Raw genomic sequence first — 25,437 nt, forward strand, 5'->3', positions numbered from 1 at the left:
GGCCGCGGCGGGCGGTGCCGCCGCCTTCCCAGCAGCCGCCCCCTCCTCAGCAGCCACCGCCTCCTCAGCAGCCACCGCCTCCTCAGCAGCCACCGCCTCCTCAGCAGCCACCGCCCGACGGCAGGCGTCAGCGGATCGCCGGCCGTCCCGACGACGAGACACGGCGGCTGAGGCCACCCCAGAACCCGCCGCCGGTGCAGGTGCCGCCGCGGAAGGTGCCCCCGGCGCAGGGGACACCGCCACAGGGGACACCACCGCCGCCGACCCGGCGTCAGCCGGTTCCGCCACCGCAGGGGCCGCAGCCGTCCCAGAACCCGCCGGCGTCGACGCCAACGCCGAAACCGCCGCCGCGCCGTCCGACGACGGCACCGCAGGCGCTCAACCAGACACCGCCTCCGCCGCATCGTGGTCGTCGCCAGCCGCCACCGGTCCGCCCGTGGCAGCAGGACCGGCGCGACGAACCCGACGCGACCCGGTTCATCCCGCGCACCCCCGGCGTCCCGATGGGATCGCGCTGGCCGGTCGCCGACCCCGACGTCCTCCGCCCGTACGACCAGCTCGCCACGCAGGTCATGCCGGCGATCAAGGACGCGCCGCTGGTCAAACCGCGGCCGGGGGAGACAGGCGAGCAGGATGTCGCCGCCCCGGCGAAGGCGCCGTCGATCGCGAAGTCCAGCGGCCGGATGGCGATCGCCTCGCTGATCAGCCGCATCACCGGTTTCGCGTGGAAGCTGCTGCTGGTCGCGGCCATCGGCGCCCAGGTGGAGAACGACTCGTTCAACGTCGCCAACACGATGCCGAACATCATCTTCGAACTGCTGATGGGCGGTGTGCTCTCCAGCCTCGTGGTCCCGCTGCTCGTGCGGTCCCAGGACGACAAGGACGGCGGAGAGGAGTACACCCAGCGGTTGGTCACGGTGGCGGGCACGCTGCTCGTCGCCGGGACGGCGATCGCGGTCTTCGCGGCGCCGCTGATCACCAAGCTCTACGTCGACGACAACGGTGACGCCAATCCCGCGCTGGTCACCGCGTTCGCCTACCTGCTGCTGCCGCAGATCTTCTTCTACGGCGTGTTCGCGCTGCTCTCGGCGATCCTGAACGCGAAGAACATCTTCGGCCCGACAGCGTGGGCGCCGGTGATCAACAACCTGGTCGTCATCTTCACCATCCTCGTGGTGTGGGTGATGCCGGGGAACATTTCGACCGATCCGGTGTCGATCACCGACCCGAAACTGCTGACGCTGGGCCTCGGCGTGACGGCGGGCATCGTGGCGCAGTCGGTCCTGCTGATCCCGCCGCTGCTGCGGTCCGGGTTCAAGTTCAAATGGCGCTGGGGCATCGACAAGCGCATGAAGGAGTTCGGCGGGCTCGCGCTCTGGACCGTGGGCTACGTCGCGGTCAGCCAGGTCGGCTACACGATCACGACCCGCGTGCTGACCAGCGGTTCCGAAGGCGGCGTGACCGCGTACAGCAACGCGTGGCTGCTCTTTCAGCTGCCGTACGGCGTCATCGGGGTGTCACTGCTGACCGCGATCATGCCGAGGATGAGCCGCGCGGCCGCGGACGGTGACCACAAGAAGCTGATCGGAGATCTCTCCTACGCGTCGCGCATCTCGACGGTGACGCTCCTGCCGATCTCCGCGGTGATGACCGTGGTGGGCGGTTCAGTCGGCATCGCGCTGTTCACGCTGGGCAAGGGCACGGTCGAGAACGCGTCGCGGATGGGCGAGGCACTGGCCATCTCCGCGTTCGCGCTGCTGCCGTACGCGCTGGTCATGCTGCAGATGCGGGTGTTCTACGCGATGAAGGACGCGCGGACGCCGGTGCTGATCATGATCGTGATGACCGTGGTGAAGGTGCCGCTGCTGTACCTGTGCCCCGCGCTGCTGTCCCCGGACAACATCGTGCTCGGCGTGATGATGGTCAACGGCCTCACATTCGTCGTCGGTGCGATCCTCGGTCAGGTCTGGCTGTGGGTGACCCTCGGAAATCTCCGGAGCAAGCGGGTTCTCGGAGTGATCCTCTTCACGGTCGTCGCGAGTGTGCTCGGGGTCGGCGCGGCCTGGCTCGCCGGGCAGATCGTCCCCGACTCGTTCGGGCCTACTTTGTATGCCTGGGTGAAACTTCTCCTGCAGACGGCGGTCGGGATCGTGGTGTCGTTCGGCGTGCTCATGGCCTTGAAGGTCGAGGAATTGAGGCCCGCCACGGCGAGGATCACCCGGATGATCAAACGGAGATAACGATTCGCGCACGGATGACGCGCGTCCACGGGTCGTATTCTGGGTACCCTCGGGGCGGGAGCTACGCGGGAGAGTGCGGTGGATACGAGACGGAGCGAACAGGCAGGGGAGGCGAGCCAGGTGGGCATCCGGGCCCAAGGCGGGTCGCTGGCCCCTGGCCGGGTCGTCGGTGACGGCCGGTATCGCCTGCTCGCACAGTTCGGGGTGGACGAAAGAGCCGCCGCGCACCTTTGGCGTGCGCGCGACGGCCAGCTGAAGCGGGATGTGGCGCTGACGCTGCTGGTCGGCGATCCGGCGGACGCGGAGGCCGCGAGGCTCGCGCGCCGGACGCTGGAGCGTGCCGCGCACGCCTCGAAGTTCGGCCATGGCGGGGTCGCGCGCGTCCTCGACGTGCTGAGTCTCGGCAGTGGCGTCACCTCGAGCGAAGGTCTGCTCGGTGTCGTCGTGGCGGAATGGACCAAGGGCAGCGACCTGGTCGACCTGGTGGCGCAGCGCCCAGTGGCGCCCGCCGCGGCGGCCCGGATGGTGCAGGCGCTGGCGGAAGCCGTCGACCACGCCCATCAGAACGGGCTCGTCCTCGGCCTCGACCATCCGCAGCGCCTGCGGCTCACCCCGGATGGCGCGCTGAAGCTCGCCTTCCCGGGCCCCTTGCCCGAAGCGACCCTTCGCGACGACGTCAAAGCGCTCGGCGCGGTCCTGTATCTGCTGCTGACCGGCCGTTGGGCCCTTCCCGGCGGTCCGGCCGCGGTCCCGGCTGCGCCGCACGGGCCGACCGGCCGCGTCATCCCGCCGCGGTCACTGGTCCCGGCGGTGCCGGTGGAGCTGTCCTCGCTCGCCGTCCGCACCATCGAGGACGGCGGCCACGGCGGCATCCGCACCAGCGCGGCCATCCTGCGCGTGCTGGGCCAGGTCGCCGAAGCCGAAGAGCGTACGCAGTTGATCAAGGCCGTCGGCGAGGAAGAGGCCGTGGTCGAACCGGACGGCACGGTCTGGACGACGAAGAAACCGGTGAAGGACGTCGCGCGGCGCAAGAAGCTGGCGTTCGGCGTGACCGTGCTGGTCGTCGCGACCGTGGTCATCCTCGCCTGGGGCGGGATGATGCTGATCAACCTGTTCCAGGGCGAATCGAAGTCCAGCGGTCCGCAGATCAACGTCGCCGCGCCCTCGTCCTCACAGGTCGCGCCCCCCTCGGGCGAGCAGCCGCCGCCCGCTCAGCAGAAGCCGTCCCCGGCCGTGGGAGCCGCGGTGACGCCGTCGGCCGTCACCGTCTTCAACCCGGGCAGCAAGGGCGACAGCCCGGGCAAGGCCAAGAACGCCACCGACGGCGACGCGGGCACCTCGTGGAAGACCGACCAGTACGACAAGCAGTTCCCGGTGCTCAAGGACGGTGTCGGACTGGTCGTGACCTTCAAGGACCCGATCACCCTCAGCCAGGTCAAGATCGACTCGGCGAGCCCCGGTTCGAAGGTCGAGATCCGCTCCGCGGACAAGAAGAACCCGAAGCTCGACGAGACGAAGGTCGTCGGCACCGGGGACCTCGCGGCGGGCGAGTCGACCATCGCCTTGCAGCAGCCTCAGCAGGGTCAATACTTCATCATCTGGATCACTCAGCTGGGTGAAGACGACGGCGGCAAGTTCGTCACCGACCTCAAAGAGCTGACCTTCCTGCCTGCGGGGTGACTCGGAACACGGGGTCAGTAGGCTCTCCCGGGTGACAGCTGCAGCTCCAACGGACGCGGATCTCATAGCGGCGCATGCCGCCGGTGACCCGCGCGCGTTCAGTGAACTGGTCCAGCGACATCGAGACCGCATGTGGGCGGTGGCCCTGCGCACCTTGCGGGATCCGGAAGAAGCCGCGGACGCCCTGCAGGACGCGTTCATCTCCGCGTTCCGAGCAGCGGGCAATTTCAGAGCGGAATCGCAGGTGACGACGTGGTTGCACCGCATCGTCGTCAACGCCTGCCTCGACCGCATCCGGCGGGGCAAGGCCAGACCGACCGTTCCGCTGCCCGAGACCGGGCAGTACAACGAGCCCGCCTCGCCGCGTGACTCGATGTCCGAACGCGAGACGAGCCTCGTCGTGAAGGAAGCCCTCGACCAGCTTCCCGAAGAGCAACGTGCCCCGATCGTGTTGGTCGACGTGGAGGGATACTCCGTCGCCGAGACGGCGAAGATGCTCGGAATCGCGGAAGGCACGGTCAAGAGCAGATGTGCCCGAGGTCGCGGAAAGCTCGCGAAGGTTCTCGGTCATCTACGGAACCCCGATGCGATTGCGAACGTCCCAACTCACGAAAGCAAACGAGAGCGCGCTACCCCGCAACGGGGTGCCAGGCGTCCTCAGGGCACGCCGGGTGACGGGGAGGGACGATGACAGACGAGAGCAGGGGGATCGGTGGGACCGTCGGTCCGCCGTGGTCTGTCGATGTGCTCGCCGACCTGCACGCAGGTGTGCTGGACGGGCGGGAAGCGGCCGAACTGTGGCCGCGGGTGAACGCCGACCCCGAAGCACTGGCGATCATCGAAGCACTCGAAGCGACCACGGCCGACCTCGCGGAACTCGCGAACGAGCCGGTCGCTCCGATGCCCGCGGAGTTCGCGGCACGGATCGACGCCGCGCTGGCCGCCGAGATGCGGGTGTCGCCTGCGTTTCAAGGCACACCTGAAGGGCAGCAGGAGCAGGTCGCCCCGGTGGTGGACCTCGCGGCCGCACGGCGGCGGCGGAACAAGCGGATCGGCTGGGGCGCCGGGATAGCGACCGTGGCCGCGGCGGCGATCGCCGCCGTCGCGATCGTCGTGCCCACGACGCGGCAGTCGACGCCGGGCGGCGTCGCACAGCCTCCTCCCGCCCCCACCGGCTCTTCGGTCGGCGGAGACGGCGGAGGAGCCGAAGCGCTCGTCGGCAAGGCCATCGGTGTCCGCGACTTCGGTTCGCTGAAGACCGAAGAGCGGCTCGACGCCTGTGTCGCCGCGGCCGGAATGGACGCCGACGTGCGACCGGAGGGCATCCGGCCGGTGAACGTCGCGGGCAAGGACGGCGTGATGGTGATCTACACCACAGGCAAACTCGCCCAGTTCCGCATCGTCGCTTTCGGTGCCGATTGCGGCCCGGGCAACCCGGCGATTCTCTTCGACAAAATCATCGGACAGAAGTAGCCGGCCGAAACCTCACTGGTCCCTCGCTCCCCACCAGTCCCATTTCGGGGGGAGCGGGGGACCTTTGCTATCGCGCTAGCTTTCCTAGCGGCGCTAGAGATCGGATCTCCGCCCTGGCGCAAGGCGGGAGAAAGTAGCGCCGGTCACCACGGGAACACCGGCCCCTACGATCGTGTTGAGCCTGGTGAACAGGTCACTACCGAGCGGAGGTCACGGGTGGCTGCCGAGGAGATCAGGAACCTGATCATTGTGGGGTCGGGTCCTGCGGGTTACACCGCCGCTGTCTACGCGGCACGAGCGCAGCTCGAACCATTGGTGTTCGAGGGCACTCAGTTCGGCGGTGCGCTGATGACCACGACGGAGGTCGAGAACTTCCCCGGCTTCCGCGAAGGTATCCAGGGCCCCGACCTCATGGAAGAGATGCGCGAGCAGGCGAAGCGTTTCGGCGCCGACCTGCGCCAAGAGGACGTCGAGTCCGTTGAGCTGACCGGTGACGTCAAGTACGTCGTCGCGAACGGCAACCGTTACGCGGCCCGCGCGGTCGTGCTCTCGATGGGCGCCGCGGCCCGCTACCTGAACGTGCCCGGTGAGCAGGAGCTGCTCGGTCGCGGTGTTTCGGCCTGCGCCACCTGCGACGGCTTCTTCTTCCGCGACCACGACATCGTGGTCGCCGGCGGCGGCGACTCCGCGATGGAGGAGGCGACCTTCCTGACGAAGTTCGCCAAGTCCGTCACGATCGTCCACCGTCGTGAGGAGTTCCGCGCCTCCAAGATCATGCTGGAGCGTGCCCGCGAGAACGAGAAGATCAAGTGGGCGCTCAACAAGCAGATCACCGGGGTCGAGGGCGATGGCAAGGTCGAGGGCCTCAAGCTCAAGGACACGGTGACCGGCGAGGAGTCCAAGCTGGACGTGACCGGGTTCTTCGTCGCGATCGGTCACGATCCGCGCAGCGAACTGGTGCGCGGTCAAGTGGACCTCGACGAGGACGGCTACGTGCTCACCCAGGGCCGGACCTCGTACACGAACCTTCCCGGTGTTTTCGCGGCGGGCGACCTGGTCGACCGCACGTACCGGCAAGCGATCACCGCCGCGGGCTCGGGCTGCGCCGCGGCGATCGACGCGGAACGATGGCTGGCGGAGCACGCCGGTGTCGAGACCGCCCAGGAGACCCCTGAGCTGGTCGGCGGCGGCTACGGCGCTTCCACCAATTGACTTCCCCTACACCGGAGTTTCACCACCCAGAAGGAGACACCATGGCCAACACCGTGACGGTGACCGACAAGACGTTCGTCGACGATGTGCTGACGAGCGAGAAGCCCGTGCTGGTCGACTTCTGGGCCACCTGGTGCGGCCCGTGCAAGATGGTCGCCCCGGTGCTCGAGGAGATCGCGGCGGAAAACGGCGAGAAGCTGACCATCGCGAAGCTCGACATCGATGCCAATCCGAATACTGCGCGTGACTACCAGGTGATGTCGATCCCGACGCTGATCCTGTTCCAGGGCGGCAAGCCGGTGAAGCAGATCGTCGGCGCCAAGCCGAAGGCCGCGCTGCTGTCGGACCTCGCCGACGTCCTCTGATCTCGCTTTTCCTCTGCCGAAACCCGGAGCCTGCCCAGGCTCCGGGTTTCGTCGTTGGGCAGACTGGGTAAATCTCATCGTCACAGGAACGCTTGGATCGGTTCCACGAACGGGGACTTGACGCACCGACCGGGCCTCCGCGCTCACCGAGAGTTCGCAGGGCACAATAGAGCACCGGGGTTCGCCCCGCAGGGTTTTCACAGTCGTGCATCGAGCTCGATCGGTGCCCCAAGGGAAGAGCGAGGAGTGCATGCGGGTACTCCGCCGCGGTGACGCCGGACCGGACGTCGCCGAGATCAGGTCCACGCTGGCGGCGATGGAGCTGCTCCCGCCGGTGACCGAATCCGGGGAGTACGAGGTCTACGACACGGCGATGGAACATGCCGTGCGGGCGTTCCAGCAGCGCCGTGGGCTCATCACCGACGGTCTGGTGGGTCCGGCCACCTATCAGGCGCTTCGCGGCGCGGGCTTCCACCTCGGCAGCCGCCCGCTGACCTACATGTTCTCCGCCCCCATGCAGGGCGACGACGTCTTCGCGCTCCAGGAGCGGCTGACCGAACTCGGTTTCGACGCCGGCCGCCCGGACGGGCACTTCGGTCCCCAGACCGAACGCGCGCTCAAGACCTTCCAGCGTGACATGCGCCTCGTGGCGGACGGTATGTGCGGCCCGGCCACGATCCGCGAGCTGCACCGGCTCTCCTCGCCGCGTGCCCGCGGTGGCCGTCCCGTCTTCCTGCGCGAGCAGGAACAGGTGCGGCAGGCGGGCCCCCGGCTGCGCGGCAAGCGCATCGTGATCGACCCCGGCCACGGCGGCGAGGACCTCGGTGTCGTCGCCGGCGGTCTGCGTGAAGCGGACATCGCCTGGGACCTCGCCCGACGGCTCGAAGGCCGGATGCAGGCCACGGGCATGGAGGCGTTGATCTCGCGCGGCCCGAACCAGAGCCCGACCGAGGGTGAGCGGGCGAAGTTCGCGAACGAGGCAGGCGCCGACCTGTTCCTTTCGCTGCACCACGACAAGAACCCCTCGCCCAAGGCGCAGGGGGTCGCGAGCTTCCACTTCGGCACCGGAAACGGCGCCACGTCGACCGTCGGTGAGCTGCTGGCGGGCTTCATCCAGCGCGAGCTGGCCGCACGCACCGGCATGCGCGACTGCCGCACGCATTACAAGACCTGGGAGATCTTCACCCGCACCCGCTGCCCGGCGGTGCGGATCGAGATCGGCTACCTGACCAACCCGGAAGACAGCCGCAAACTGGCGGACCCGGCCTTCCGCGACGTCGTCGCCGAAGGCATCCTGGTCGCCGTGAAGCGCCTGTACCTCCTCGGCGAAGGGGACCAGCCGACAGGCACGTTCACCTTCGCCGACGTCCTGGCCCACGAACTCGCCAAAGCGGAGTAGCCACTCCTCCACATCCCCACGCGGGCGCACCTCCCCTGGCCGACACCCTCGGCACAACCAGTTGTGTCACCCCTCGCCGAAGCACGCCACCCCTAGCCCCACCGGCGCGCAGCCCCCGCCCTTCCCGGGGGGCGTCCCCAGGTCCAGCCTACCCATCCACAGATTTTCCACCGCTCCTAGCAGCGATCTGTGGATAACTCGGCGGGTTACCCACAGCTGTCCCCAAGGCAGGGGACAGCCACTGCGCGTGCCCGAAAAGTCTGCTAGAACGGCGCATCTGAGCGTCATGAAAGGTGATCGTCCAGAAAGACGGAGCGGTCAGGCGCGGCCCATGCTCGGCTCGGCCGTCGTGATGGAGACCTGGCCGAGCAGCCGTTCGAGGGCCGCCTCCACGTCTTCCTTCCACGAGATCGCCGACCGAAGTTCCAGTCGCAGCCGCGGCCACCGCGGATGTGGCCGCACGGTCTTGAAGCCAACGCTCTGCAGGAACGCGGCGGGCAGCACGCAGCTGTGCCCGCCGTCCGGATCGGTCTCTTCGGGCTTGGCGTCACCGAAGGCTTCGATCGCGCGGACCCCGCGTTTCGTCAGATCCTTCGCGACGGCTTGCACCAGCATCCGGCCGAGTCCGCCACCTTGGAACTCGGGGAGGATCTGGAAGGCGGTCAGCAGAACCGCGTCCGGACCGGGCGGCGAAGTCGGGAAGGCCAGCGAACGCGGCACGGCGTTCGGCGGCGCGTAGAGCACGAAACCGACGGGCAAGGTATCGCTGTAGACGATCCGGCCGCAGGAACCCCACTCCAGCAGCACGCTGGAGACCCAGGCTTCCTTTTCGACCTCCGTCGCGCCGTATTCTTCGGCCTGCGCCTTCATATGCGGCGCCAGCTCCCAGTACACACAGCGGCGACAGCTCTTGGGCAGATGATCGAGGTTGTCCAGGGTTACGCCCACGACGCGACGCGACACCGACAAACCTCCCTGAACGACGACACCCGACGCAGCCCTGTCCCGAGCAGGACTCACTGAAGGGGACCTGACCGAGGATAGGCCGATGTGATGAACACCGGAAGGCCAGGGCCCCACAAGGGAGGGTGGTTACACTCGATGGAACTACCAGTCGGTAGCGACTATGTCCACTGCGAAGCACGGTGAAGCGCCTGATGGCCGAGAATCGCCCTGTCCGGCCGGAGCCCGGCCGACACAACCTCGACCCTCATCTCGACCGCTACGCCGCGCGTACGGCCGGGATGACTGCCTCCGAGATCAGGGCCTTGTTCGCGGTCGCCAGTCGTCCCGAGGTGGTGTCGCTCGCCGGCGGGATGCCGAACCTCGCCGCGCTCCCATTGGACACGTTGTCCGCGCAGGTCGGCGAACTCATCGCCGAAGAGGGCCTGGTCGCGCTCCAGTACGGCTCCGCGCACGGCGTCCCGGCGCTGCGCGAGCAGATCTGCGAGATCATGGCCCTCGAGGGCATCAAGGCCCACCCGGACGACGTCGTCGTGACGGTCGGCTCCCAGATGGGGCTCGACATGGTCACCCGGTTGTTCTGCGATCCGGGCGACGTCATCATCGCCGAAGGCCCCTCGTACGTCGGCGCACTCGGCTCTTTCGCCGCGTACCAGGCGGACGTCGTCCATGTCGCGATGGACGACCACGGCCTGGTCCCCGAAGGCCTGCGTGCCGCGCTCGCGGAGACCCGGAAAGCGGGCCGCCGGGTCAAGTTGCTCTACACGATCCCCAACTTCCACAATCCCGGCGGCGTCACGCTGGCCGTGGAGCGACGTGCGGAGATCGTGGAGATCTGCCGCGAAAACGATATCCTCATCGTCGAAGACAACCCGTACGGCCTGCTCGGCTTCAGCGGGCAGACGTACCCGGCACTCCGCTCGATCGACCCCGACAACGTTGTGTACCTGGGCTCGTTCTCGAAGACCTTCGCCTCCGGACTGCGGGTCGGCTGGGTGCTCGCGCCGCACGCCGTCAGGGAAAAACTCGTGCTCGCGGCCGAGTCCGCCACCCTTTGCCCACCGACGCTTAACCAGTTGATCGTGTCGCGATACCTCGCGACTCACGACTGGATGGGTCAGATCAAGACCTTCCGCGAGAACTACCGGGAGCGCCGGGACGCGATCCTGTCCGCGCTCGAACAGCACATGCCCGCCGGATGCGGCTGGACCAAACCCGACGGCGGTTTCTACGTCTGGATGACCGTCCCCGAAGGCGTGGACACGAAGGCGATGCTGCCGCGAGCCGTCACGGCCCGGGTCGCGTACGCCTCCGGAACCGGTTTCTACGCCGACGGATTCGGCAGCAGACAACTTCGTCTTTCCTACTGTTACCCGACACCCGAGCGGATCCGCGAAGGCGTCCGGCGGCTCGCCGCGGTGCTCGAGTCCGAAATGGACTTGGCGCGTACCTTCGGTAACGTGAGCCCACGCTCGATCTCGGGGCCGCAGAACCCCTCTCCGGACACGGTCTGATCGGCCGGACGTCCCCAAGCACAAAAGGAGTCCTCGGTGGTCGACCGCACCGTTGCCGTACTCGCAGGCGGACTTTCCCACGAACGCGATGTCTCTCTCCGCTCCGGGCGCCGGCTCTCGGTCGCGTTGCGGGCGGAAGGGCTCATCGTCGAAGAATGGGACACCGACGCGGGTCTGCTCGAACGTCTTCGCACCCAGCGCCCCGACGCGGCCATTGTCGCCCTTCACGGCGGTGAAGGGGAGAACGGCGCGGTGCAGACGGTGCTGGAGATGCTCGACGTGCCTTATGTCGGCACCAGTTCGCAAGGCTGCCGCCGCGCTTGGGACAAGCCGACCGCCAAGGCGCTCGTCGCCGACGCGGGCTTCACCACGCCGGATTGGGTCGTGTTGCCGCACAGTACTTTTCGCGAACTCGGGGCGCAGGCCGTGCTGGACGCGATGGTCGAGACCTTGGGCCTGCCCCTGATCCTCAAGCCCGACCAGGGCGGTTCGGCGCTGGGCGCCCAGGTCGTCAAGGACGCCGCGGAGATGCCCGGAGCGATGGTCGGCTGCTTCGCGTACGGCGACACCGTCCTCGCCGAGAAGTTCGTGTCAGGCGTCGAGGTCGCCGTGACGGTCATCGAAGGCGAAAGAGGCCCCGAAGCCCTGCCCGCGGTCGAGATCGTCCCGGAAAGCGGCGTGTATGACTACACCGCCCGCTACACCGCTGGGCTGACGGACTTCTTCACTCCCGCGCGGATCCCCGACGACGCCGCCAAGGCGGTCGGCGAGCTGGCCGTCGCCGTGCACCGGCAACTGGGGCTTCGCGACATCTCACGCACCGACGCCGTGGTCGCCGAAGACGGCACGGTTTATTTCCTCGCGGTGAACCTGTCGCCGGGCCTGACCGAGACGTCGATCGTTCCGGTCGCGATCGAGGCGGCCGGTGCCACCCTCGGATCGGTCTTCGCCGACCTCGTCGGCCGGGCGATCGCCCGCAAGAGCTGAGCCTGATTCGACGAAGGGGACTTGCCCGGTGTGGGCGAGTCCTCTTTTTCATTTCCGGGCTACGGCGACGATGAAGACATGGGCGGTCGCCTTGAACCACGCCGCGGCGCCGGGGTTCAGCTCCGCGCCGTAGACGCTCGGATCGGTGTGCGCCGGTTGGTGAAGTTCGAGTCGAACCAAGCGTTGTTCGCCCGAGGAAAGGCTTCCTGCTCGACTATGAGGCGCCCGGCCCCGGCGAGGCCGTTGACGAGACCGAAGACCCCGGTGAAGATTCCTCGTTCATTGCGGGCCGGACTCTGGAAGCGGACGAATGGCGGACCGGTCAGCGAATCCTCGAAAGCCAGCGCGTCAACGGGCTCGACGTTCACCAGACGGCACGCGGTCAAGTACATCTCCGGATCGGTCTTCGGCGCTGCAACCTCGTCGGCGGCTCGTTTCACGGGAAACATCTCCGAGAGCCCGCCGCGAACGAGTCAGTTTGACCGAACAGTTCGGTCTCGGCGACCGACCAACACGATTCCATCCAGCGCGCGTGGATTTCGGCCGCCAAAGAGCGCCTTCATACTTGCCCCCAGTTCAAGTACTCAACGTGAGTGAACCATCAGCAGTCAGCTATCGTCACCGTGACAAAACGACCTGGGGTGATCCCTAATCGGTTTCACGTGTCTGATTTGCCTGATTTTGATCCATGAGCGCCACGATGCGTTCAAGATCGTCGACGGAGCCGAATTCGAGGGTTATCCGCCCCTTACGGCGGCCCAAGTCGACCTTCACGCGAGTGTCGAACCGGTCCGAAAGCCGGTTCGCCAGTTCCTGGAGTCCGGGCGCCTGGATCGGCTTGCGGGGTGCGGGCTTCGGCTTGGCCGGCTTTTCGCTCTTTTTGAGCGTGACGGCTTCCTCGGTCGCGCGGACCGACATGCCCTCCGCGATGATCCGCGCAGCCAGCTCTTCCTGACTGTCGGCGTCCTCGAGTGAGAGCAGGGCCCGCGCGTGGCCCGCCGAAAGCACCCCCGCGGCGACCCGTCGCTGGACCGCGAGGGGGAGTTTGAGCAAGCGGATCGTGTTCGTGATGACCGGGCGGCTGCGCCCGATCCGGCTTGCCAGCTCCTCGTGCGTGACCGCGAACTCGTCGAGCAGCTGCTGATACGCGGCCGCCTCTTCGAGCGGGTTGAGCTGAACGCGGTGGATGTTCTCGAGCAGCGCGTCGCGCAGCATCGCCTCGTCGGCGGTCTGGCGAACGATCGCCGGGATCACCTCCAGCTCCGCCAGCTGAGACGCGCGGAGCCGCCGCTCGCCCATGACGAGTTCGTACTCGTCGGTGCCCAGCTCCCGGACCACGATGGGCTGCATGAGCCCGAACGCGCGGATCGAGTGCTCCAGCTCGTTGAGCGCGTCTTCGTCGAAGACCTGCCGCGGCTGCTTCGGGTTCGGCTTGATCTGGCTGAGCGGGACCTCGCGGTAGACCGCGCCGGCAACCGCGCCGCCGTGCGAACCGGCCTCACCGTTGGCCGCGAACCAGCCCTTGTCGTCCGGCCCCGCGGGCTTGACCGCGGGAACGGGAACCGTGGCGGAGCCGCTCTCAGCGGGGGCCGCAGAGCCCGGTGGCGGACCGGTGGGGATCAGGGCGGCGAGCCCGCGGCCGAGCCCCCCTCTGCGCTCGCTCATGCCGTACCGCTCCTTTCCTTCATCTCCGCACCCCGTTGTGCGATCTCCTTCGCCGCGTCCACGTAGCTCATGGCGCCACGGGAACCCGGGTCGTACGCGAGGACGGTCTGCCCGTAGCCGGGCGCCTCGGACACCTTCACGCTGCGAGGGATGACCGTCTTGAGGACAGTGTCCCCGAAGTGGTTCCGGACCTCGTTCGTCACCTGATCGGCCAGCTTCGTCCGGCCGTCGTACATGGTGAGCAGAATCGTCGAGACGCTGAGTTCGCGGTTGAGGTGCGCCTGGACGAGTTCGATGTTGCTCAGGAGCTGCCCCAGACCTTCAAGCGCGTAGTACTCGCACTGGATTGGGATCAGCACCTCCTGCGCGGCGACCATCGCGTTGACGGTCAGCAGACCGAGCGACGGTGGGCAGTCGATGAAGACGTAGTCGACACCGATCTCGTCGAGGACCTCGGAAGAGAGCGCCTCTTTGAGCCGCATCTCGCGGGACGCCATGGACACGAGTTCGATCTCGGCACCAGCGAGGTCGATGGTCGCGGGAACGCAGTAGAGATTGGGTGACTGCTCGCTCTGCGCCGCCGCTTCCGCGAGCGTCACCTCGCCGATCAGCACCTCATAGATCGAGGGAGTGCCGGATCGGTGATCGATGTCGAGCGCGGTGCTCGCGTTGCCCTGAGGGTCCAGGTCGATCACGAGCGTCTTGAGCCCGTGGACGGCCAGGGCGGCGGCGAGGTTCACCGTGCTGGTCGTCTTGCCGACGCCACCCTTCTGGTTGGCGACCGTCAGCACTCGCCGACGAGTCGGCCGGGGGAGCGCACCCTCCTTGGGGTGCAGCACGCTGGCGGCGCGGACGGCTTCTTCGGCGATGGGCGTCCAGCCGAGTTCCTGGCCGGCGCTCGCAGGGTCGGACGGCGGGGGAGTCACCGGTCTCGAGCCTCCTCTGTGATTAGACGTGGGGTCGTTCGGCGTTGTTTCACGTGGAACCGGGTTAGCTGCGCCTGCCGCGCGACCGAGACGGTTTCGGAGGCAGGCGGTGGATCACGACGACCGTGCTCGGAACCTCAAGCACCTTGGTACCGCACTCGAAAACTTCCGGCTCGTCTCCGCCCGCCTTCCGGACGGCGACGCGATCGCGTTCGATTTCTTCTCCAGCGCTCGCTCCTTTGAGGGCGACCAGAGCGCCTTGGGAACGCACGAGCGGGAGACACCAGTTCGCGAGCCGGGCCAAGGGAGCGACCGCCCGGGCGGTGACGACGTCAGCGCCACCGAGCTCCTCACGTACCTGCTGCTCCTCCGCGCGCCCGCGGACAACGGTGATGGGGAGTTCCAGCTTCTCGGCAACCTCGGCCAGCCAGTCGACCCGGCGGGCCATCGGTTCGAGCAGAACGATATCGAGGTCCGGTCGGCTGATCGCGAGCGGTACACCCGGAAGCCCCGCACCCGAGCCGACGTCGACCACGCGGGCACCGTCGGGGATGCGTTCGCCGACTACGGCGGAGTTGAGAACGTGACGCTCCCACAGTCGGTCGACCTCGCGCGGCCCGATCAGTCCGCGCTCCACGCCATGCCGCTCCAGGAGTTCGACGTAGCCGATGGCTTGCTCGAGGTGGTCTCCGAATACTTCCGACGCCGCACTCCGAACCGCTGCGGCGACCCCGTCCAAACCCACTCTTGCTCCTCAACCCTCGACGTCGTTTCACGTGAAACGCGCTCCACCGATTGTCCATGACGCCGACCGTAAAGCGGGGAGACAGACCGAAGTTGTGGACAACTCCACTCGTCTCGCGCGTTTCACGTGAAACGCCACGGCTGTAATTCACCCCGCCACGAAGAAGCGGCCCGCCGGATGACCGGCGGGCCGCTTCTGTCCAGTAGCTGTCAGGCGGGGAAGATGACGACCCGGCGCTTCGGGTCCTCTCCTTCGCTCTCGCTCTTGACCCCGTCGACCGCGGCGACCGCGTCGTGCACGACCTTCCGCTCGAACGGGCTCATCGGCTGCAACCGGACACGCTCGCCGGAGGAGACCACTGTCTCGGCGGTCGAACGGCCGAGCTCACGGAGCTCCTCGCGACGGTCCGCGCGCCAGCCCGCGATGTCCAGCATCAGGCGGCTCCGCGAACCGGTCTCCTGCTGCACCGCCAGCCGCGTCAGCTCCTGCAGCGCCTCCAGCACGGTGCCGCGCGGGCCGACAAGCTTCTCCAGATCCTCGCCGCCGTCGATGCTGACGATCGCGCGGCCCGCTTCGACATCGAGGTCGATGTCACCGTCGTAGTCCAAAAGGTCGAGCAGCCGCTCGAGGTAGTCGCCGGCGATGTCGCCCTCCTTCACGAGGACGTCGTCGTCGACACCTCCCTTGCGGGTCTCTTCAGCGGCGTCCTCAACCTCGGCCGCGCTGTTCTCCTCGGCGTCGATCGTGTCGATCGTCTCCGCCATTACTGGTCTCCTCTCCGGCCCGGATCGGCGTCAGCGACGCTTCCGGCCCGATTTCTTAGTCGAGTCCGAGATGAGCTCGGTCGCTTCCGCGCCGTTCTCCTTCGAGCCGTTGGTCGACGGCTCGGCTGATGCGTCCTTGGCGTCCTTCTTCTCCGCAGCGGAAGGAGCGGTCTGGGCGAAGCCGTGGGGCGAGCCCGCCTTCTTGACCTGTCCACCGGAGGACGACTTGTTCTTCTTCTGCTGGACCGGCTTCTGGCCGGGGCGCGGCGCGGTCGGCTTCTGGCCGGGCTTCGGGCCGAGGTTTGCGCGCTTCTCCTTCTCGGCTTCCTTGCGGGCCTCTTCTTCCTTGTCGATCTTCGTGTAGACGAGGCGCTGCTGCATCAGGGTCCAGCCGTTGTTGGCGAGCCAATAGATGAGCAGGCCGATCGGGAACAGCGCACCGAAGACGAGGACACCGATCGGGAAGACGTACATCGTCAGCTTGTTCATCATCGCGGTCTGCGGGGTGGCCGACTCGGGGTTCTGGCGCTCGACCGAGTGCCGCGCGGTGAGGTGCGTCGCGATACTCGCGATGATCATCAGCGGGATCGCGACCGGAGCCACGCCCCAGTGGAACCCCGCGGCCGTGTTTCCGCCGCTGACCATGTCGACGCCGGTGTAGATGGCGTCACCGAGGTTGACGCCGAACAGCTTCGCGTGGACGTAGGACTCGACGCCGGCCTGGTCGAAGAAGTAGTTCTCGGTCTTCGGGCCGCCGTACGGGTTGATGGTGAACATCCGCAGCACGTGGTTCAGACCGATGAAGACCGGGATCTGAAGCAGCATCGGCAGGCAGCTGCCCAGCGGGTTGACGCCGTGCTCCTTCTGGAGCTTCTGCATCTCCATCGCCTGGCGCTGCCGGTCGTTCGAGTACTTCTTCTGGATCTTCTTCATTTCCGGCGCGAAGTCCTGCATCTTCTTCATCGACCGGACTTGGTTCACGAACGGCTTGAACATGATGCCGCGGACGGTGACCGTCAAGAAGATGATCGCGAGGACCCAGGAAATCGCGTTCGCCTCACCGAACACGAGCCCGAAGACCTTGTGCCAACACCACAAGATGAAGGACACGGGGTAGTAGATGAAGTCGAGCACTGAGCTACTCCTCGATCGGTGTTTCAGGTCGGCGGTGGCGCCACGAGAACGTCTCGGGTACCGGGTCGCGGCCGGGCATGGTCCACGGGCCACAGCGCAGCAGACGCCGGACCGCGAGATAGCTGCCGCGGCCGGCGCCGTGCCGGGTCAGTGCCTCGACGGCGTACGCGCTACAGCTCGGGTAGAACCGGCACGCCGGAGGAAGGAAGGGGGAGATCGCCTTGCGGTACAGCTTGATGGGCAGGAGCAGCACCCATGCCACCGGGCCGGGCCGGGCGTCTTCGGTGGTCTCGTTCTCGGTGGCTCGCATGCCGTTACACCGCTGATCCGTTGTCGGGGGGTCGCGCCTGGCGGGACTTCCCGGTGGCGACAGAATGCGCCGAAGGCCCGGAGAGCCCGAGGCGCCGCAACGACGCGTCGAGATCCGAGCCGAGTTCCGCGCTGGACGCGTCCGCGGCCGGAGGTAGTGCCCGTATCACCAACGAGCTGCCCGGCGGCAGTGTTCCGAGCCTGGCGGAAACGAGATGTCTCAACCGGCGGGTGACCCGGTGGCGGACCACCGAATTCCCCACCGCCTTGCTCACCACAAAACCCGCCCGCGCCGCTTCGGCGGCATCGGGCGGGTCCGTGGTCAACGCATGGACGACGAGGCGGCGCCTGCCTGCCTTGGCCCCACGCCGCATCACGGCACGGAAATCCTCACTGCGCCGCAACCTCGCGGCGGCCGGCAGCACGACGTCCCTCGACGGCGGCCGGATCAGGCGGACAGCGCGCCGCGGCCCTTGCGACGGCGAGCCGCCAGGATGGCCCGGCCGGCGCGGGTCCGCATCCGAAGCCGGAACCCGTGGACCCGGGCGCGTCGGCGGTTGTTCGGCTGGAAGGTGCGCTTACCCTTGCTCACGACTAACTTCTCCTGTTTCTCGGCCGCCGGGAACGGTTCGACCCGTTCCTGGCGTGTCGTGCTGACGCACGGCAGTCTCTGGTGTCTCCTACCAACGTGTGGCCTCGTCACGTCGAGCGACGACAACGTGGGCACGCGAAACGCCCCCGCTGTATACGGGAGACCTTACGAGGGTACGCACCCACCGGCCGGGTCCGGCAGGCACCCCCTCGACCACGGACCGCGACAGGCGTGAAGAGTGATCGCCGACGACGCGAAGGCATCGAATGGCAACACGCCGTACACCGTGAAATGCTTGCGCTCGAGGATGCCTTGTGGCGACGAGCGGGGCTTGTTAGCGTGCCCCTCCCGGGTTTTCACCGAGGTGGAACGGTGCAGGCGCCCGGGTGTCCTCACCGGATGTGGAGGCGTCCCGTCGGCATACGGCGATCCCGCAGGTGGCGTCATCGCGGGCAGCCGTACATTAGTGCACAGCTGTGGACAACCATGTGGATATTCGCTGTGCGCATGTGCCGATCGGGCCATGATGACGCTCGACCCGGCGTTTCGGGCCGCTGAGTGATCTCGCCGCACGCACCGATGAGGGGAGGGGAGTCAGGCAGGTGTCCGATCACCAGCACAATCTTGGCGTCATCTGGGAACAGGTCGTGCGCGAACTGTCGGATGGCACCCTCTCCCCGCAGCAGCGCGCCTGGATGCGGGTGACCCGGCCGATCGGCCTGCTCGACGGCACCGCCTTGCTCGCCGCCCCCAGCGACTTCGCCAAAGAAGCGATCGAACGCGCCCTCCGCGGCGCGATCACCGAAGCCCTTTCGCGACGGCTCGGCCGCGCGGTCTCCCTCGCGGTGAAGGTCGACAGCACCGAGCCTTCGATGCCGCCGCCTCCGCCCTCGCCCGGCCCTCGCTATGAAGCGACGTCACCCGGCCGGGTGGAAAACGGTTCCGGTCCGGGGCCGGGTACTCCTCCGCTGCCCGACGGTGACGGCATGCTGTCCCCGAACAGGCCACGGCCCGAGCCTCCGAAACCGAGGCCCCCGAGGCAGCAGAGGCAGCAGCCCGTGGACAACAGCCTCAACGATGGCGACGACAGCGATGAAGAAGTCGACGAAGAGGGCGAGGCCCTCGCCGCCGTGACCGAGATCTGGCCGACGTTCTCCGGGCAGCCGATCGCTGGCCAGCCCTACACCGCGCCGGCGCAGCCGCAGACGTCGAAGACGAAGCTCAACGAGAAGTACACGTTCGACACGTTCGTCATCGGCGCGTCGAACCGCTTCGCGCACGCGGCCGCGGTCGCCGTCGCCGAAGCACCGGCTCGCGCGTACAACCCGCTTTTCATCTGGGGAGAATCCGGACTCGGGAAGACCCACCTGCTGCACGCCGTCGGGCACTACGCGCAGCGGCTGTTCCCCGGCATGCGCGTGCGCTACGTGTCGACCGAAGAGTTCACCAACGACTTCATCAACTCGCTGCGAGACGACCGCAAGGTCGCCTTCCAGCGCCGCTACCGCGACATAGACATCCTGCTCGTCGACGACATCCAGTTCCTGGAAGGCAAAGAAGGTACGCAGGAAGAGTTCTTCCACACCTTCAACACCCTCCACAACGCGAACAAGCAGATCGTCGTCTCCTCCGACCGCCCGCCGAAGCGCCTCGAAACGCTGGAAGACCGGCTGCGCACGCGGTTCGAGTGGGGCCTCATCACCGACATCCAGCCGCCGGAACTCGAAACGCGGATCGCGATCCTCCGCAAGAAGGCGGCTCAGGACCGGCTCGCCGTTCCCGGCGAAGTCCTGGAGTTCATCGCTTCGCGCGTCGAGGCGAACATCCGGGAACTCGAAGGCGCGCTCATCCGCGTCACCGCTTTCGCGTCGCTGAACCAGCAACCGGTCGACGTGGCACTAGCCGAGATCGTGCTCCGCGACCTCATCCCGGATTCGCACGCGCCCGAGATCACCGCGCCCACCATCATGGGCGTCACGTCCGAGTTCTTCGACGTGACCCTCGACGACCTCTGCGGCCCCGGCAAGACGAAGGCACTCGCGACCGCACGCCAGATCGCCATGTACCTCTGCCGCGAACTGACCGACATGTCCCTGCCGAAGATCGGGCAGACCTTCGGCGGCCGCGACCACACGACCGTCATGCACGCGGACAAGAAGATCCGCAAGGAAATGGCCGAACGACGGCGCATCTACGACCAGGTCCAGGAACTGACTTCACGGATCAAGCAACGCGCCAGGCAGTAGTTTTTTATCGAGCGCTGACGTAAACGTGCCGAAGGGGCGTCTTTCCGCTTCCACCTCAAGGTGGGAGGGAAGGCGCCCCTTCGGCACGTTTACGTGGGCCTTCGGCCCGAAAGAGGGCGCTCGACGGTGAAGTCTCCGTCGGGCGCGGGGCGCCCTTGGGGAGACCCCGGAGTCGCCAAGCAGACCTCACCGAGGCTTATCTGCTCGTAAGTCGGTAGCACATAAGGGTTTCATGGGCTTCCGCTGCTCAGGGGGAGCCCCTTCGTCGTGTCCACATAGGTCCAAAGTGGTCTAAAGGGCACGAAGGGTGGGTACTGGGGGAGAAGCGGCGAAGGGCGCGGAGGGGGCGAAGCGCGGGTACGGGAGCTTCGCGATTTGCCTTGTGTACAACGGAAATCCACAGGCTGTGGGTAGCTTGTGCACAACTCTGCCGGGCGGGGGACCAGCGCCGATCGGGTTTCCGTCCACATCGCACTCACAGGAAATCCACAGCATTTCCACAGCATGATCCACACGCTGTCCCCAGGTTGCCCACATCTTGTGCACAAGGGTGAACGGTGCTGCTCAAGTCACTCTCCCGGGCGATTCCGGTCACGAACCAGGTCCACAAGCCTGGGTACAAACCGGCTCACAACTGGGGATAACCGTGGGGACAACTGTGGATGATTGTGGACAGATCGAGCACCGCTCGAAACCATCCACCGACGGCCCGAGCTGTCCACCGTTCGTACACAGCAGGAGTCCACAGCCCCGCAGGTATCCGGACCTGCGAGAACGAGGCTTGTCCACACAATCCACAACGCCTATTACTACTGCTGTCTTTTCTTCTTCTCTAGAAGAGAACAAAACAAAAACAGGCGAAGGACGAATCTGGGGACAGCCGGTGAGCCGTGTCGTCTTGTCGACAAAAGCAAGGGGAGGCCGAGGTGACGCGGACCCCGGGTACGGCCTAACGTGGGTCCTTGCACCTGGTCTGCGTGTCGACGTGCGTTCGCGTCCTCGCTCGGACCGAACACACCTGCGAGGCACCTGGCCATCGCGCTCTCCGGCCGAGGTGACCCGGTGAGCTTTCGAGCCGTCAGGGGCTCGGTTGTCGAAAGGAAGCGCGCATGAAGATCCGCGTCGAGCGTGACGGGCTGGCCGACGCCGTCGCGTGGGTGGCGAGAAGCCTCCCGTCGCGGCCTCCGGTCCCGGTTCTGGGCGGTGTCCTGCTCGATGCGGGATCCGACGGGACGAGTGACGCACTCACCGTCTCCGGATTCGACTACGAGGTTTCCGCCACGGTCGGCGTCCCGGCCACCATCGCCGACGGCGGCCGTCTGCTGGTCTCCGGCCGTCTGCTGGCCGACATCACCAAGTCGCTGCCCGCGCAGCCGGTCGAGATCTCCGTCGACGGCGCCCGCGCGACCATCACCTGCGGCTCCGCGCGCTTCTCCCTGCCGACCATGCCGGTCGAGGACTACCCGCAGCTCCCGTCCCAGCCCGCCTTCGCCGGCGAACTCACCGGCGACGCCTTCGGCCAGGCCGTCACCCAGGTCGTCGTCGCGGCGGGCAAGGACGACACCCTCCCGATGCTGACCGGCATGCGGCTGGAGATCTCGGGCTCCTCGCTGACCCTGGTCGCCACCGACCGCTTCCGGCTCGCGATGCGCGAGTTCACCTGGGAGCCGGCCGAGGGCCTGTCCGACGCCGCCGTGCTCGTCCCGGCGCGCACGCTCGCCGAGGCCGCGAAGACGCTCGGCGCCAGCGGCGCCAAGATCCGGCTCGCGCTCGCCAGCGGCGAGGGCCTCCTCGGTCTCTCCGGTTCCGGCCGCTACACCACGACCCGCCTCCTCGACGCGGAGTTCCCGCCGTACCGGCAGCTGCTGCCGGCGCAGCACACGTCGCGCGCGGTCATCGAGGTTTCGGCGCTCGCCGAGTCGATCAAACGTGTTTCGCTGGTCGCCGAACGTGGCACCCAGGTGCGGCTGGAGTTCAACGACGGTTCGCTGCGGCTCTCCGCCGGCGGCGACGACGAGGGTTCGGCCGAGGAAGAGCTTCAGGTCGACTACGAGGGTGAGCCGGTGACCATCGCGTTCAACCCGGGGTACCTCGTCGACGGGCTCGGCGCGCTGAACGCGAACCGGGCGGAACTGACGTTCACCACCCCGAACCGGCCGGCGCTGATCAAACCCGCCGACGAGGAGGGCAACGTCGTCCCCGGCTACCTGTACCTCCTGATGCCGGTTCGCCTCCCGGGCTGACCGGCCTCCGTTTTCTGTTCGCACCAAAGGGGATCTTCATGGCTCAGCTGGGACTCATCGGCCTCGGCAAAATGGGGTTCAACATGCGCGAGCGGCTGCGCGCGGCCGGTCACGAGGTGGTCGGCTACGACCGCAACCCCGACGTCACCGACTCCACGTCACTCGAAGACATGGTGTCCAAATTGGACGGTCCTCGGGTCGTCTGGATCATGGTGCCCGCCGGTGAACCCACCCGGCAGACCGTCGCGGAACTCGGCAACCTGCTGTCCGAGGGCGACCTCGTGATCGACGGCGGCAACTCGAAGTACACCGACGACAGGATCAACGCGGACCTGCTCGCGACGAAGAAGATCGGCTACCTCGACTGCGGGGTTTCCGGTGGCGTGTGGGGCAAGGACAACGGCTACGGCCTGATGGTCGGCGGCGCGGCTTCGGATGTCGAGAAGGCCATGCCGATCTTCGACGCGCTTCGCCCCGAGGGCCCGCGTGACGAGGGCTTCTCGCACGCCGGCGCCGTCGGCTCCGGGCACTATGCGAAGATGATCCACAACGGCATCGAGTACGGCATGATGCAGGCCTTCGCCGAAGGTTTCGAGCTGCTCGAAGCCGCGAAGGTCGTCGAGAACGTGCCCGCGGTGATCAAGGGCTGGCAGCGAGGGACCGTCGTCCGCTCGTGGCTGCTCGACCTGCTCGTCCGCGCGCTCGACGAGGACCCGGAGCTGGACGACCTCGAGGGCTATGTCGAGGATTCCGGCGAAGGCCGGTGGACTCTCGAAGAGGCGATCAACAACGCGGTCCCGGCGCCGGTCATCTCGGCCGCGCTGTTCGCGCGGTTCGCCTCGCGCCAGGAGGACTCCGCCGCCATGCGGGCCGTCGCCGCGCTGCGCAACCAGTTCGGCGGGCACTCGGTCAAGAAGGCCGGCGACTGAACGAGCACTCAGTAAACGAACAGGGTGTACTTGAGACATCTCCAGGTCACCGACTTCCGGTCCTGGCCACAAGCCGATCTCGCGCTCGAACCCGGCCCGACCGTCCTCGTCGGACAGAACGGCCGCGGCAAGACGAACCTCCTCGAGGCGATCGGCTACATCGCGACCCTGGGCTCGCATCGCGTCGCGACCGACGCGCCGTTGGTGCGGCACGGGTGCGAACGCGCGTTGATCCGGGTCGCGGTGGTCAACGAGGACCGCGAGCTGACGGTCGAGCTGGAGATCACGCCCGGCAAGGCGAACCGCGCGCGGGTCAACCGCGGCGCGGTCGGCAAGCCCCGTGACGTGCTCGGGATCCTGCGCACGGTGCTGTTCTCCCCGGAGGATCTGGCACTCGTGCGCGGGGATCCCGGGGAGCGCCGCCGTTTCATGGACGAACTCCTCGTGTTGCGCGCGCCTCGGTACGCCGGGGTGCGCGCCGACTACGAGAAGGTGCTGAAGCAGCGGAACGCCCTGCTCAAGACGGCGGGCAAGCGTCGGACGGGGCGCGAAGACCCGTACGCGTTGTCGACGCTCGACGTCTGGGACGACCACCTGGCGGTGGCGGGGGCCGCGTTGCTGGCCGCCCGGCTCAACCTGATCGCGGATCTCGCGCCGTACGCGGCCGCCGCGTACATGGGGGTCGCGCCCGACTCGAGACCGGCGAAGATCGCGTACAAGTCGAGCCTCGGCGAGGCGATGCCAGCGGGCTACGGCGTTCCGGACGGTCCTCGCGCCGACGAGACAGTCCTCAAGGATGTGCTGGTAGAGGCGTTGAAACGGTCCCGGAACCTGGAGCTGGAGCGCGGGGTGAGCATGGTCGGCCCGCATCGGGACGAGCTCGACCTCATCCTCGGCGAAGCGCCGGCGAAGGGCTACGCGAGCCATGGGGAGTCCTGGTCGTTCGCCCTCGCCTTACGTCTGGGAAGCTACGAGCTCCTGCGTGGCGAAGCCGGGGAACCGGTGCTTCTCCTGGATGATGTGTTCGCCGAGCTGGACCGGCGCCGCCGGGCCCGGCTGGCGGAGGTGGCGGCAGGCGCCGAGCAGGTGCTGGTGACCGCCGCCGTGGACGAGGACGTGCCCACCGAACTGGCCGGACAACGATTCCTCGTGGCGGATGGTGAGATCAACCGAGGGTGATCCGAGCGAAACGGACACCCCGGGTGATCGGCGCCACAGCAGTTGCCCACCGATCTGGGGACAAACCTGTGGACAGTGTGGATAACACCGTGAACGCGTTATCGCCCCGCGTGACCAAGGGGCCTGATAAGCGGCTTGACACCCCCCGCTCGGGCGGTAACCCGAGTGAGGGAGCTTTATTCGACACGCAGAGTGAACGACAACCGGTATCGAACGGCGCAACGGATACCCAAAGCAAGGAACCGACTACCGGTCGTGACCTCGCTCTCGCCGCCCTGGACGCCGCGAAGGCCAAAGCGAAGGCCCGCGGAGTCGAACCAGGGGTGCGCCGCGGCCGTATCACCGGCGGGGGAGCCGGTTCGAACGGCCAGAGCTCGCGACGTCGTCGCTGGTCAGGGCCGGGTGCCGACGCCCGCGACCCGCAACCGCTCGGCAGGCTCGCCTCCCGGATCGCGGTCGATCGAGGCTGGAACACGCGGCTGGCCAACGGTCAGGTCTTCGGCAGCTGGGCACGGCTTGTGGGTGAAGAGGTCGCCGAGCACGCCCAGCCGGTCGCCTTGAAGGACGGCGAGCTGACCGTCCGCGCGAGTTCGACGGCGTGGGCGACGCAGCTGCGCCTGCTGCAGGGGCAGCTGCTGGCGAAGATCGCGAAAGGCGTCGGGCACGGCGTGGTGAAGAGGATGCGGATCCAGGGGCCGACCGCGCCGAGCTGGCGGAAAGGGCCGCGGCGCGTGCCGGGACGTGGTCCGCGTGACACGTACGGCTGATCCGAGTTGCGCTTCGTGGCGACTATGCCACCAGCGCCCCGAGAACGCGCTCAGAGCCCTTCGGATGAGTCAAGACTCTTCTTTGAACGAATTAGCGCGCCTGTG

Annotated in this window: 24 protein-coding genes; 14 read left to right on the forward strand and 10 right to left on the reverse strand. The window is 67.4% G+C overall.

The features are described 5' to 3' along the window. The first annotated feature begins 503 nt into the window (after positions 1 to 503). The 7 genes from murJ (at position 504) to ACZ6DT_RS03240 (ending at position 8,369) form a co-directional block, all read left to right on the forward strand. Entirely contained in the window at positions 504 to 2,240 is a 1,737-nt protein-coding gene (murJ, locus tag ACZ6DT_RS03210; protein ID WP_465588810.1) for a murein biosynthesis integral membrane protein MurJ, read from the forward strand. A gap of 120 nt (positions 2,241 to 2,360) precedes the next feature. Further along, entirely contained in the window at positions 2,361 to 3,920 is a 1,560-nt protein-coding gene (locus ACZ6DT_RS03215) for a protein kinase family protein (RefSeq protein WP_465588812.1), read from the forward strand. A 31-nt stretch (positions 3,921 to 3,951) separates the two neighbouring features. Then, complete coding sequence (gene sigM / locus ACZ6DT_RS03220; RefSeq protein WP_465587840.1) at positions 3,952 to 4,611, forward strand: RNA polymerase sigma factor SigM; 660 nt, start codon at positions 3,952 to 3,954, stop codon at positions 4,609 to 4,611. Next, complete coding sequence (locus tag ACZ6DT_RS03225; protein WP_465587843.1) at positions 4,608 to 5,393, forward strand: hypothetical protein; 786 nt, start codon at positions 4,608 to 4,610, stop codon at positions 5,391 to 5,393. The genes sigM and ACZ6DT_RS03225 overlap by 4 nt, the downstream gene beginning before the upstream one ends. 216 nt (positions 5,394 to 5,609) lie before the next feature. Further along, complete coding sequence (trxB, locus tag ACZ6DT_RS03230; protein WP_465587846.1) at positions 5,610 to 6,605, forward strand: thioredoxin-disulfide reductase; 996 nt, start codon at positions 5,610 to 5,612, stop codon at positions 6,603 to 6,605. Positions 6,606 to 6,646: 41 nt separating this feature from the next. Further along, positions 6,647 to 6,970 carry a thioredoxin gene (gene trxA / locus ACZ6DT_RS03235; protein ID WP_007032253.1) on the forward strand — a complete coding sequence of 108 codons (324 nt, stop codon included), beginning with the start codon at positions 6,647 to 6,649 and terminating at the stop codon, positions 6,968 to 6,970. A 250-nt stretch (positions 6,971 to 7,220) separates the two neighbouring features. Beyond that, positions 7,221 to 8,369 carry an N-acetylmuramoyl-L-alanine amidase gene (locus ACZ6DT_RS03240; RefSeq protein ID WP_465587849.1) on the forward strand — a complete coding sequence of 383 codons (1,149 nt, stop codon included), beginning with the start codon at positions 7,221 to 7,223 and terminating at the stop codon, positions 8,367 to 8,369. A gap of 318 nt (positions 8,370 to 8,687) precedes the next feature. Here ACZ6DT_RS03240 and ACZ6DT_RS03245 read toward each other — a convergent pair whose 3' ends face one another. Then, entirely contained in the window at positions 8,688 to 9,332 is a 645-nt protein-coding gene (locus ACZ6DT_RS03245; protein ID WP_465587852.1) for a GNAT family N-acetyltransferase, read from the reverse strand. Between the two features lie 194 nt (positions 9,333 to 9,526). Between ACZ6DT_RS03245 and ACZ6DT_RS03250 the strand changes: the two genes are divergently transcribed. Together ACZ6DT_RS03250 and ACZ6DT_RS03255 are read left to right on the forward strand one after the other, a co-directional pair. Then, entirely contained in the window at positions 9,527 to 10,846 is a 1,320-nt protein-coding gene (locus ACZ6DT_RS03250; RefSeq protein WP_465587855.1) for an aminotransferase-like domain-containing protein, read from the forward strand. Positions 10,847 to 10,882: 36 nt separating this feature from the next. After that, positions 10,883 to 11,833, forward strand: a complete 951-nt coding sequence (locus tag ACZ6DT_RS03255; protein WP_465587858.1) for a D-alanine--D-alanine ligase family protein — start codon at positions 10,883 to 10,885, stop codon at positions 11,831 to 11,833. Between the two features lie 116 nt (positions 11,834 to 11,949). Here the strand turns inward: ACZ6DT_RS03255 and ACZ6DT_RS03260 are convergent, their stop codons facing one another. The 9 genes from ACZ6DT_RS03260 to rpmH all read right to left on the reverse strand — a co-directional run bounded on the left by ACZ6DT_RS03260 (position 11,950) and on the right by rpmH (position 17,968). Further along, on the reverse strand, positions 11,950 to 12,273 hold the full coding sequence (locus tag ACZ6DT_RS03260; RefSeq protein ID WP_465587860.1) for a hypothetical protein: 324 nt from the start codon (positions 12,271 to 12,273) through the stop codon (positions 11,950 to 11,952). A 208-nt stretch (positions 12,274 to 12,481) separates the two neighbouring features. Further along, positions 12,482 to 13,498: a ParB/RepB/Spo0J family partition protein gene (locus ACZ6DT_RS03265; protein WP_465587863.1), complete on the reverse strand. Its 1,017-nt coding sequence runs from the start codon at positions 13,496 to 13,498 to the stop codon at positions 12,482 to 12,484. Continuing rightward, the gene (locus tag ACZ6DT_RS03270; RefSeq protein ID WP_465587866.1) at positions 13,495 to 14,424 is read right to left on the reverse strand and encodes a ParA family protein; all 930 of its coding nucleotides are present in this window, start codon (positions 14,422 to 14,424) and stop codon (positions 13,495 to 13,497) included. Before ACZ6DT_RS03270 ends, ACZ6DT_RS03265 begins: the two co-directional genes overlap by 4 nt. A gap of 64 nt (positions 14,425 to 14,488) precedes the next feature. Next, positions 14,489 to 15,169, reverse strand: a complete 681-nt coding sequence (gene rsmG, locus ACZ6DT_RS03275; RefSeq protein ID WP_465587869.1) for a 16S rRNA (guanine(527)-N(7))-methyltransferase RsmG — start codon at positions 15,167 to 15,169, stop codon at positions 14,489 to 14,491. A 209-nt stretch (positions 15,170 to 15,378) separates the two neighbouring features. Beyond that, positions 15,379 to 15,933 carry a Jag family protein gene (locus tag ACZ6DT_RS03280; RefSeq protein WP_465587872.1) on the reverse strand — a complete coding sequence of 185 codons (555 nt, stop codon included), beginning with the start codon at positions 15,931 to 15,933 and terminating at the stop codon, positions 15,379 to 15,381. 30 nt (positions 15,934 to 15,963) lie between these two features. Further along, positions 15,964 to 17,067 carry a membrane protein insertase YidC gene (gene yidC / locus ACZ6DT_RS03285; protein ID WP_465587875.1) on the reverse strand — a complete coding sequence of 368 codons (1,104 nt, stop codon included), beginning with the start codon at positions 17,065 to 17,067 and terminating at the stop codon, positions 15,964 to 15,966. 4 nt (positions 17,068 to 17,071) lie between these two features. Next, entirely contained in the window at positions 17,072 to 17,377 is a 306-nt protein-coding gene (gene yidD / locus ACZ6DT_RS03290; protein WP_465587877.1) for a membrane protein insertion efficiency factor YidD, read from the reverse strand. A gap of 4 nt (positions 17,378 to 17,381) precedes the next feature. Beyond that, complete coding sequence (gene rnpA, locus ACZ6DT_RS03295; RefSeq protein ID WP_465587880.1) at positions 17,382 to 17,801, reverse strand: ribonuclease P protein component; 420 nt, start codon at positions 17,799 to 17,801, stop codon at positions 17,382 to 17,384. A gap of 23 nt (positions 17,802 to 17,824) precedes the next feature. Further along, positions 17,825 to 17,968: a 50S ribosomal protein L34 gene (gene rpmH, locus ACZ6DT_RS03300; RefSeq protein WP_005154511.1), complete on the reverse strand. Its 144-nt coding sequence runs from the start codon at positions 17,966 to 17,968 to the stop codon at positions 17,825 to 17,827. A 602-nt stretch (positions 17,969 to 18,570) separates the two neighbouring features. Here rpmH and dnaA point away from each other — a divergent pair. The 5 genes from dnaA (at position 18,571) to ACZ6DT_RS03325 (ending at position 25,332) form a co-directional block, all read left to right on the forward strand. Further along, the gene (dnaA, locus tag ACZ6DT_RS03305; RefSeq protein ID WP_465587883.1) at positions 18,571 to 20,214 is read left to right on the forward strand and encodes a chromosomal replication initiator protein DnaA; all 1,644 of its coding nucleotides are present in this window, start codon (positions 18,571 to 18,573) and stop codon (positions 20,212 to 20,214) included. A gap of 1,109 nt (positions 20,215 to 21,323) precedes the next feature. Next, entirely contained in the window at positions 21,324 to 22,457 is a 1,134-nt protein-coding gene (gene dnaN / locus ACZ6DT_RS03310; protein ID WP_020632653.1) for a DNA polymerase III subunit beta, read from the forward strand. A 38-nt stretch (positions 22,458 to 22,495) separates the two neighbouring features. After that, positions 22,496 to 23,386 (forward strand): phosphogluconate dehydrogenase (NAD(+)-dependent, decarboxylating), encoded by an 891-nt coding sequence (gnd, locus tag ACZ6DT_RS03315; RefSeq protein ID WP_465587886.1) that lies wholly within the window; start codon positions 22,496 to 22,498, stop codon positions 23,384 to 23,386. 24 nt (positions 23,387 to 23,410) lie between these two features. After that, positions 23,411 to 24,565 carry a DNA replication/repair protein RecF gene (gene recF, locus ACZ6DT_RS03320; RefSeq protein WP_465587889.1) on the forward strand — a complete coding sequence of 385 codons (1,155 nt, stop codon included), beginning with the start codon at positions 23,411 to 23,413 and terminating at the stop codon, positions 24,563 to 24,565. 275 nt (positions 24,566 to 24,840) lie between these two features. Beyond that, complete coding sequence (locus tag ACZ6DT_RS03325) at positions 24,841 to 25,332, forward strand: DciA family protein (RefSeq protein ID WP_465588815.1); 492 nt, start codon at positions 24,841 to 24,843, stop codon at positions 25,330 to 25,332. Positions 25,333 to 25,437 lie beyond the last annotated feature (105 nt).

It is taken from the genome of Amycolatopsis sp. NPDC041971, assembly GCF_055588925.1.

Excerpts from the sequence above, each read along its gene's own strand:
- murJ (WP_465588810.1), top strand. The coding sequence starts at position 504 with ATGGGATCGCGCTGGCCGGTCGCCGACCCCGACGTCCTCCGCCCGTAC.
- ACZ6DT_RS03225 (WP_465587843.1), top strand. The coding sequence starts at position 4,608 with ATGACAGACGAGAGCAGGGGGATCGGTGGGACCGTCGGTCCGCCGTGG.
- trxA (WP_007032253.1), top strand. The coding sequence starts at position 6,647 with ATGGCCAACACCGTGACGGTGACCGACAAGACGTTCGTCGACGATGTG.
- ACZ6DT_RS03240 (WP_465587849.1), top strand. The coding sequence starts at position 7,221 with ATGCGGGTACTCCGCCGCGGTGACGCCGGACCGGACGTCGCCGAGATC.
- ACZ6DT_RS03250 (WP_465587855.1), top strand. The coding sequence starts at position 9,527 with ATGGCCGAGAATCGCCCTGTCCGGCCGGAGCCCGGCCGACACAACCTC.
- ACZ6DT_RS03265 (WP_465587863.1), bottom strand. The coding sequence starts at position 13,498 with ATGAGCGAGCGCAGAGGGGGGCTCGGCCGCGGGCTCGCCGCCCTGATC.
- ACZ6DT_RS03280 (WP_465587872.1), bottom strand. The coding sequence starts at position 15,933 with ATGGCGGAGACGATCGACACGATCGACGCCGAGGAGAACAGCGCGGCC.
- yidD (WP_465587877.1), bottom strand. The coding sequence starts at position 17,377 with ATGCGAGCCACCGAGAACGAGACCACCGAAGACGCCCGGCCCGGCCCG.
- dnaN (WP_020632653.1), top strand. The coding sequence starts at position 21,324 with ATGAAGATCCGCGTCGAGCGTGACGGGCTGGCCGACGCCGTCGCGTGG.
- gnd (WP_465587886.1), top strand. The coding sequence starts at position 22,496 with ATGGCTCAGCTGGGACTCATCGGCCTCGGCAAAATGGGGTTCAACATG.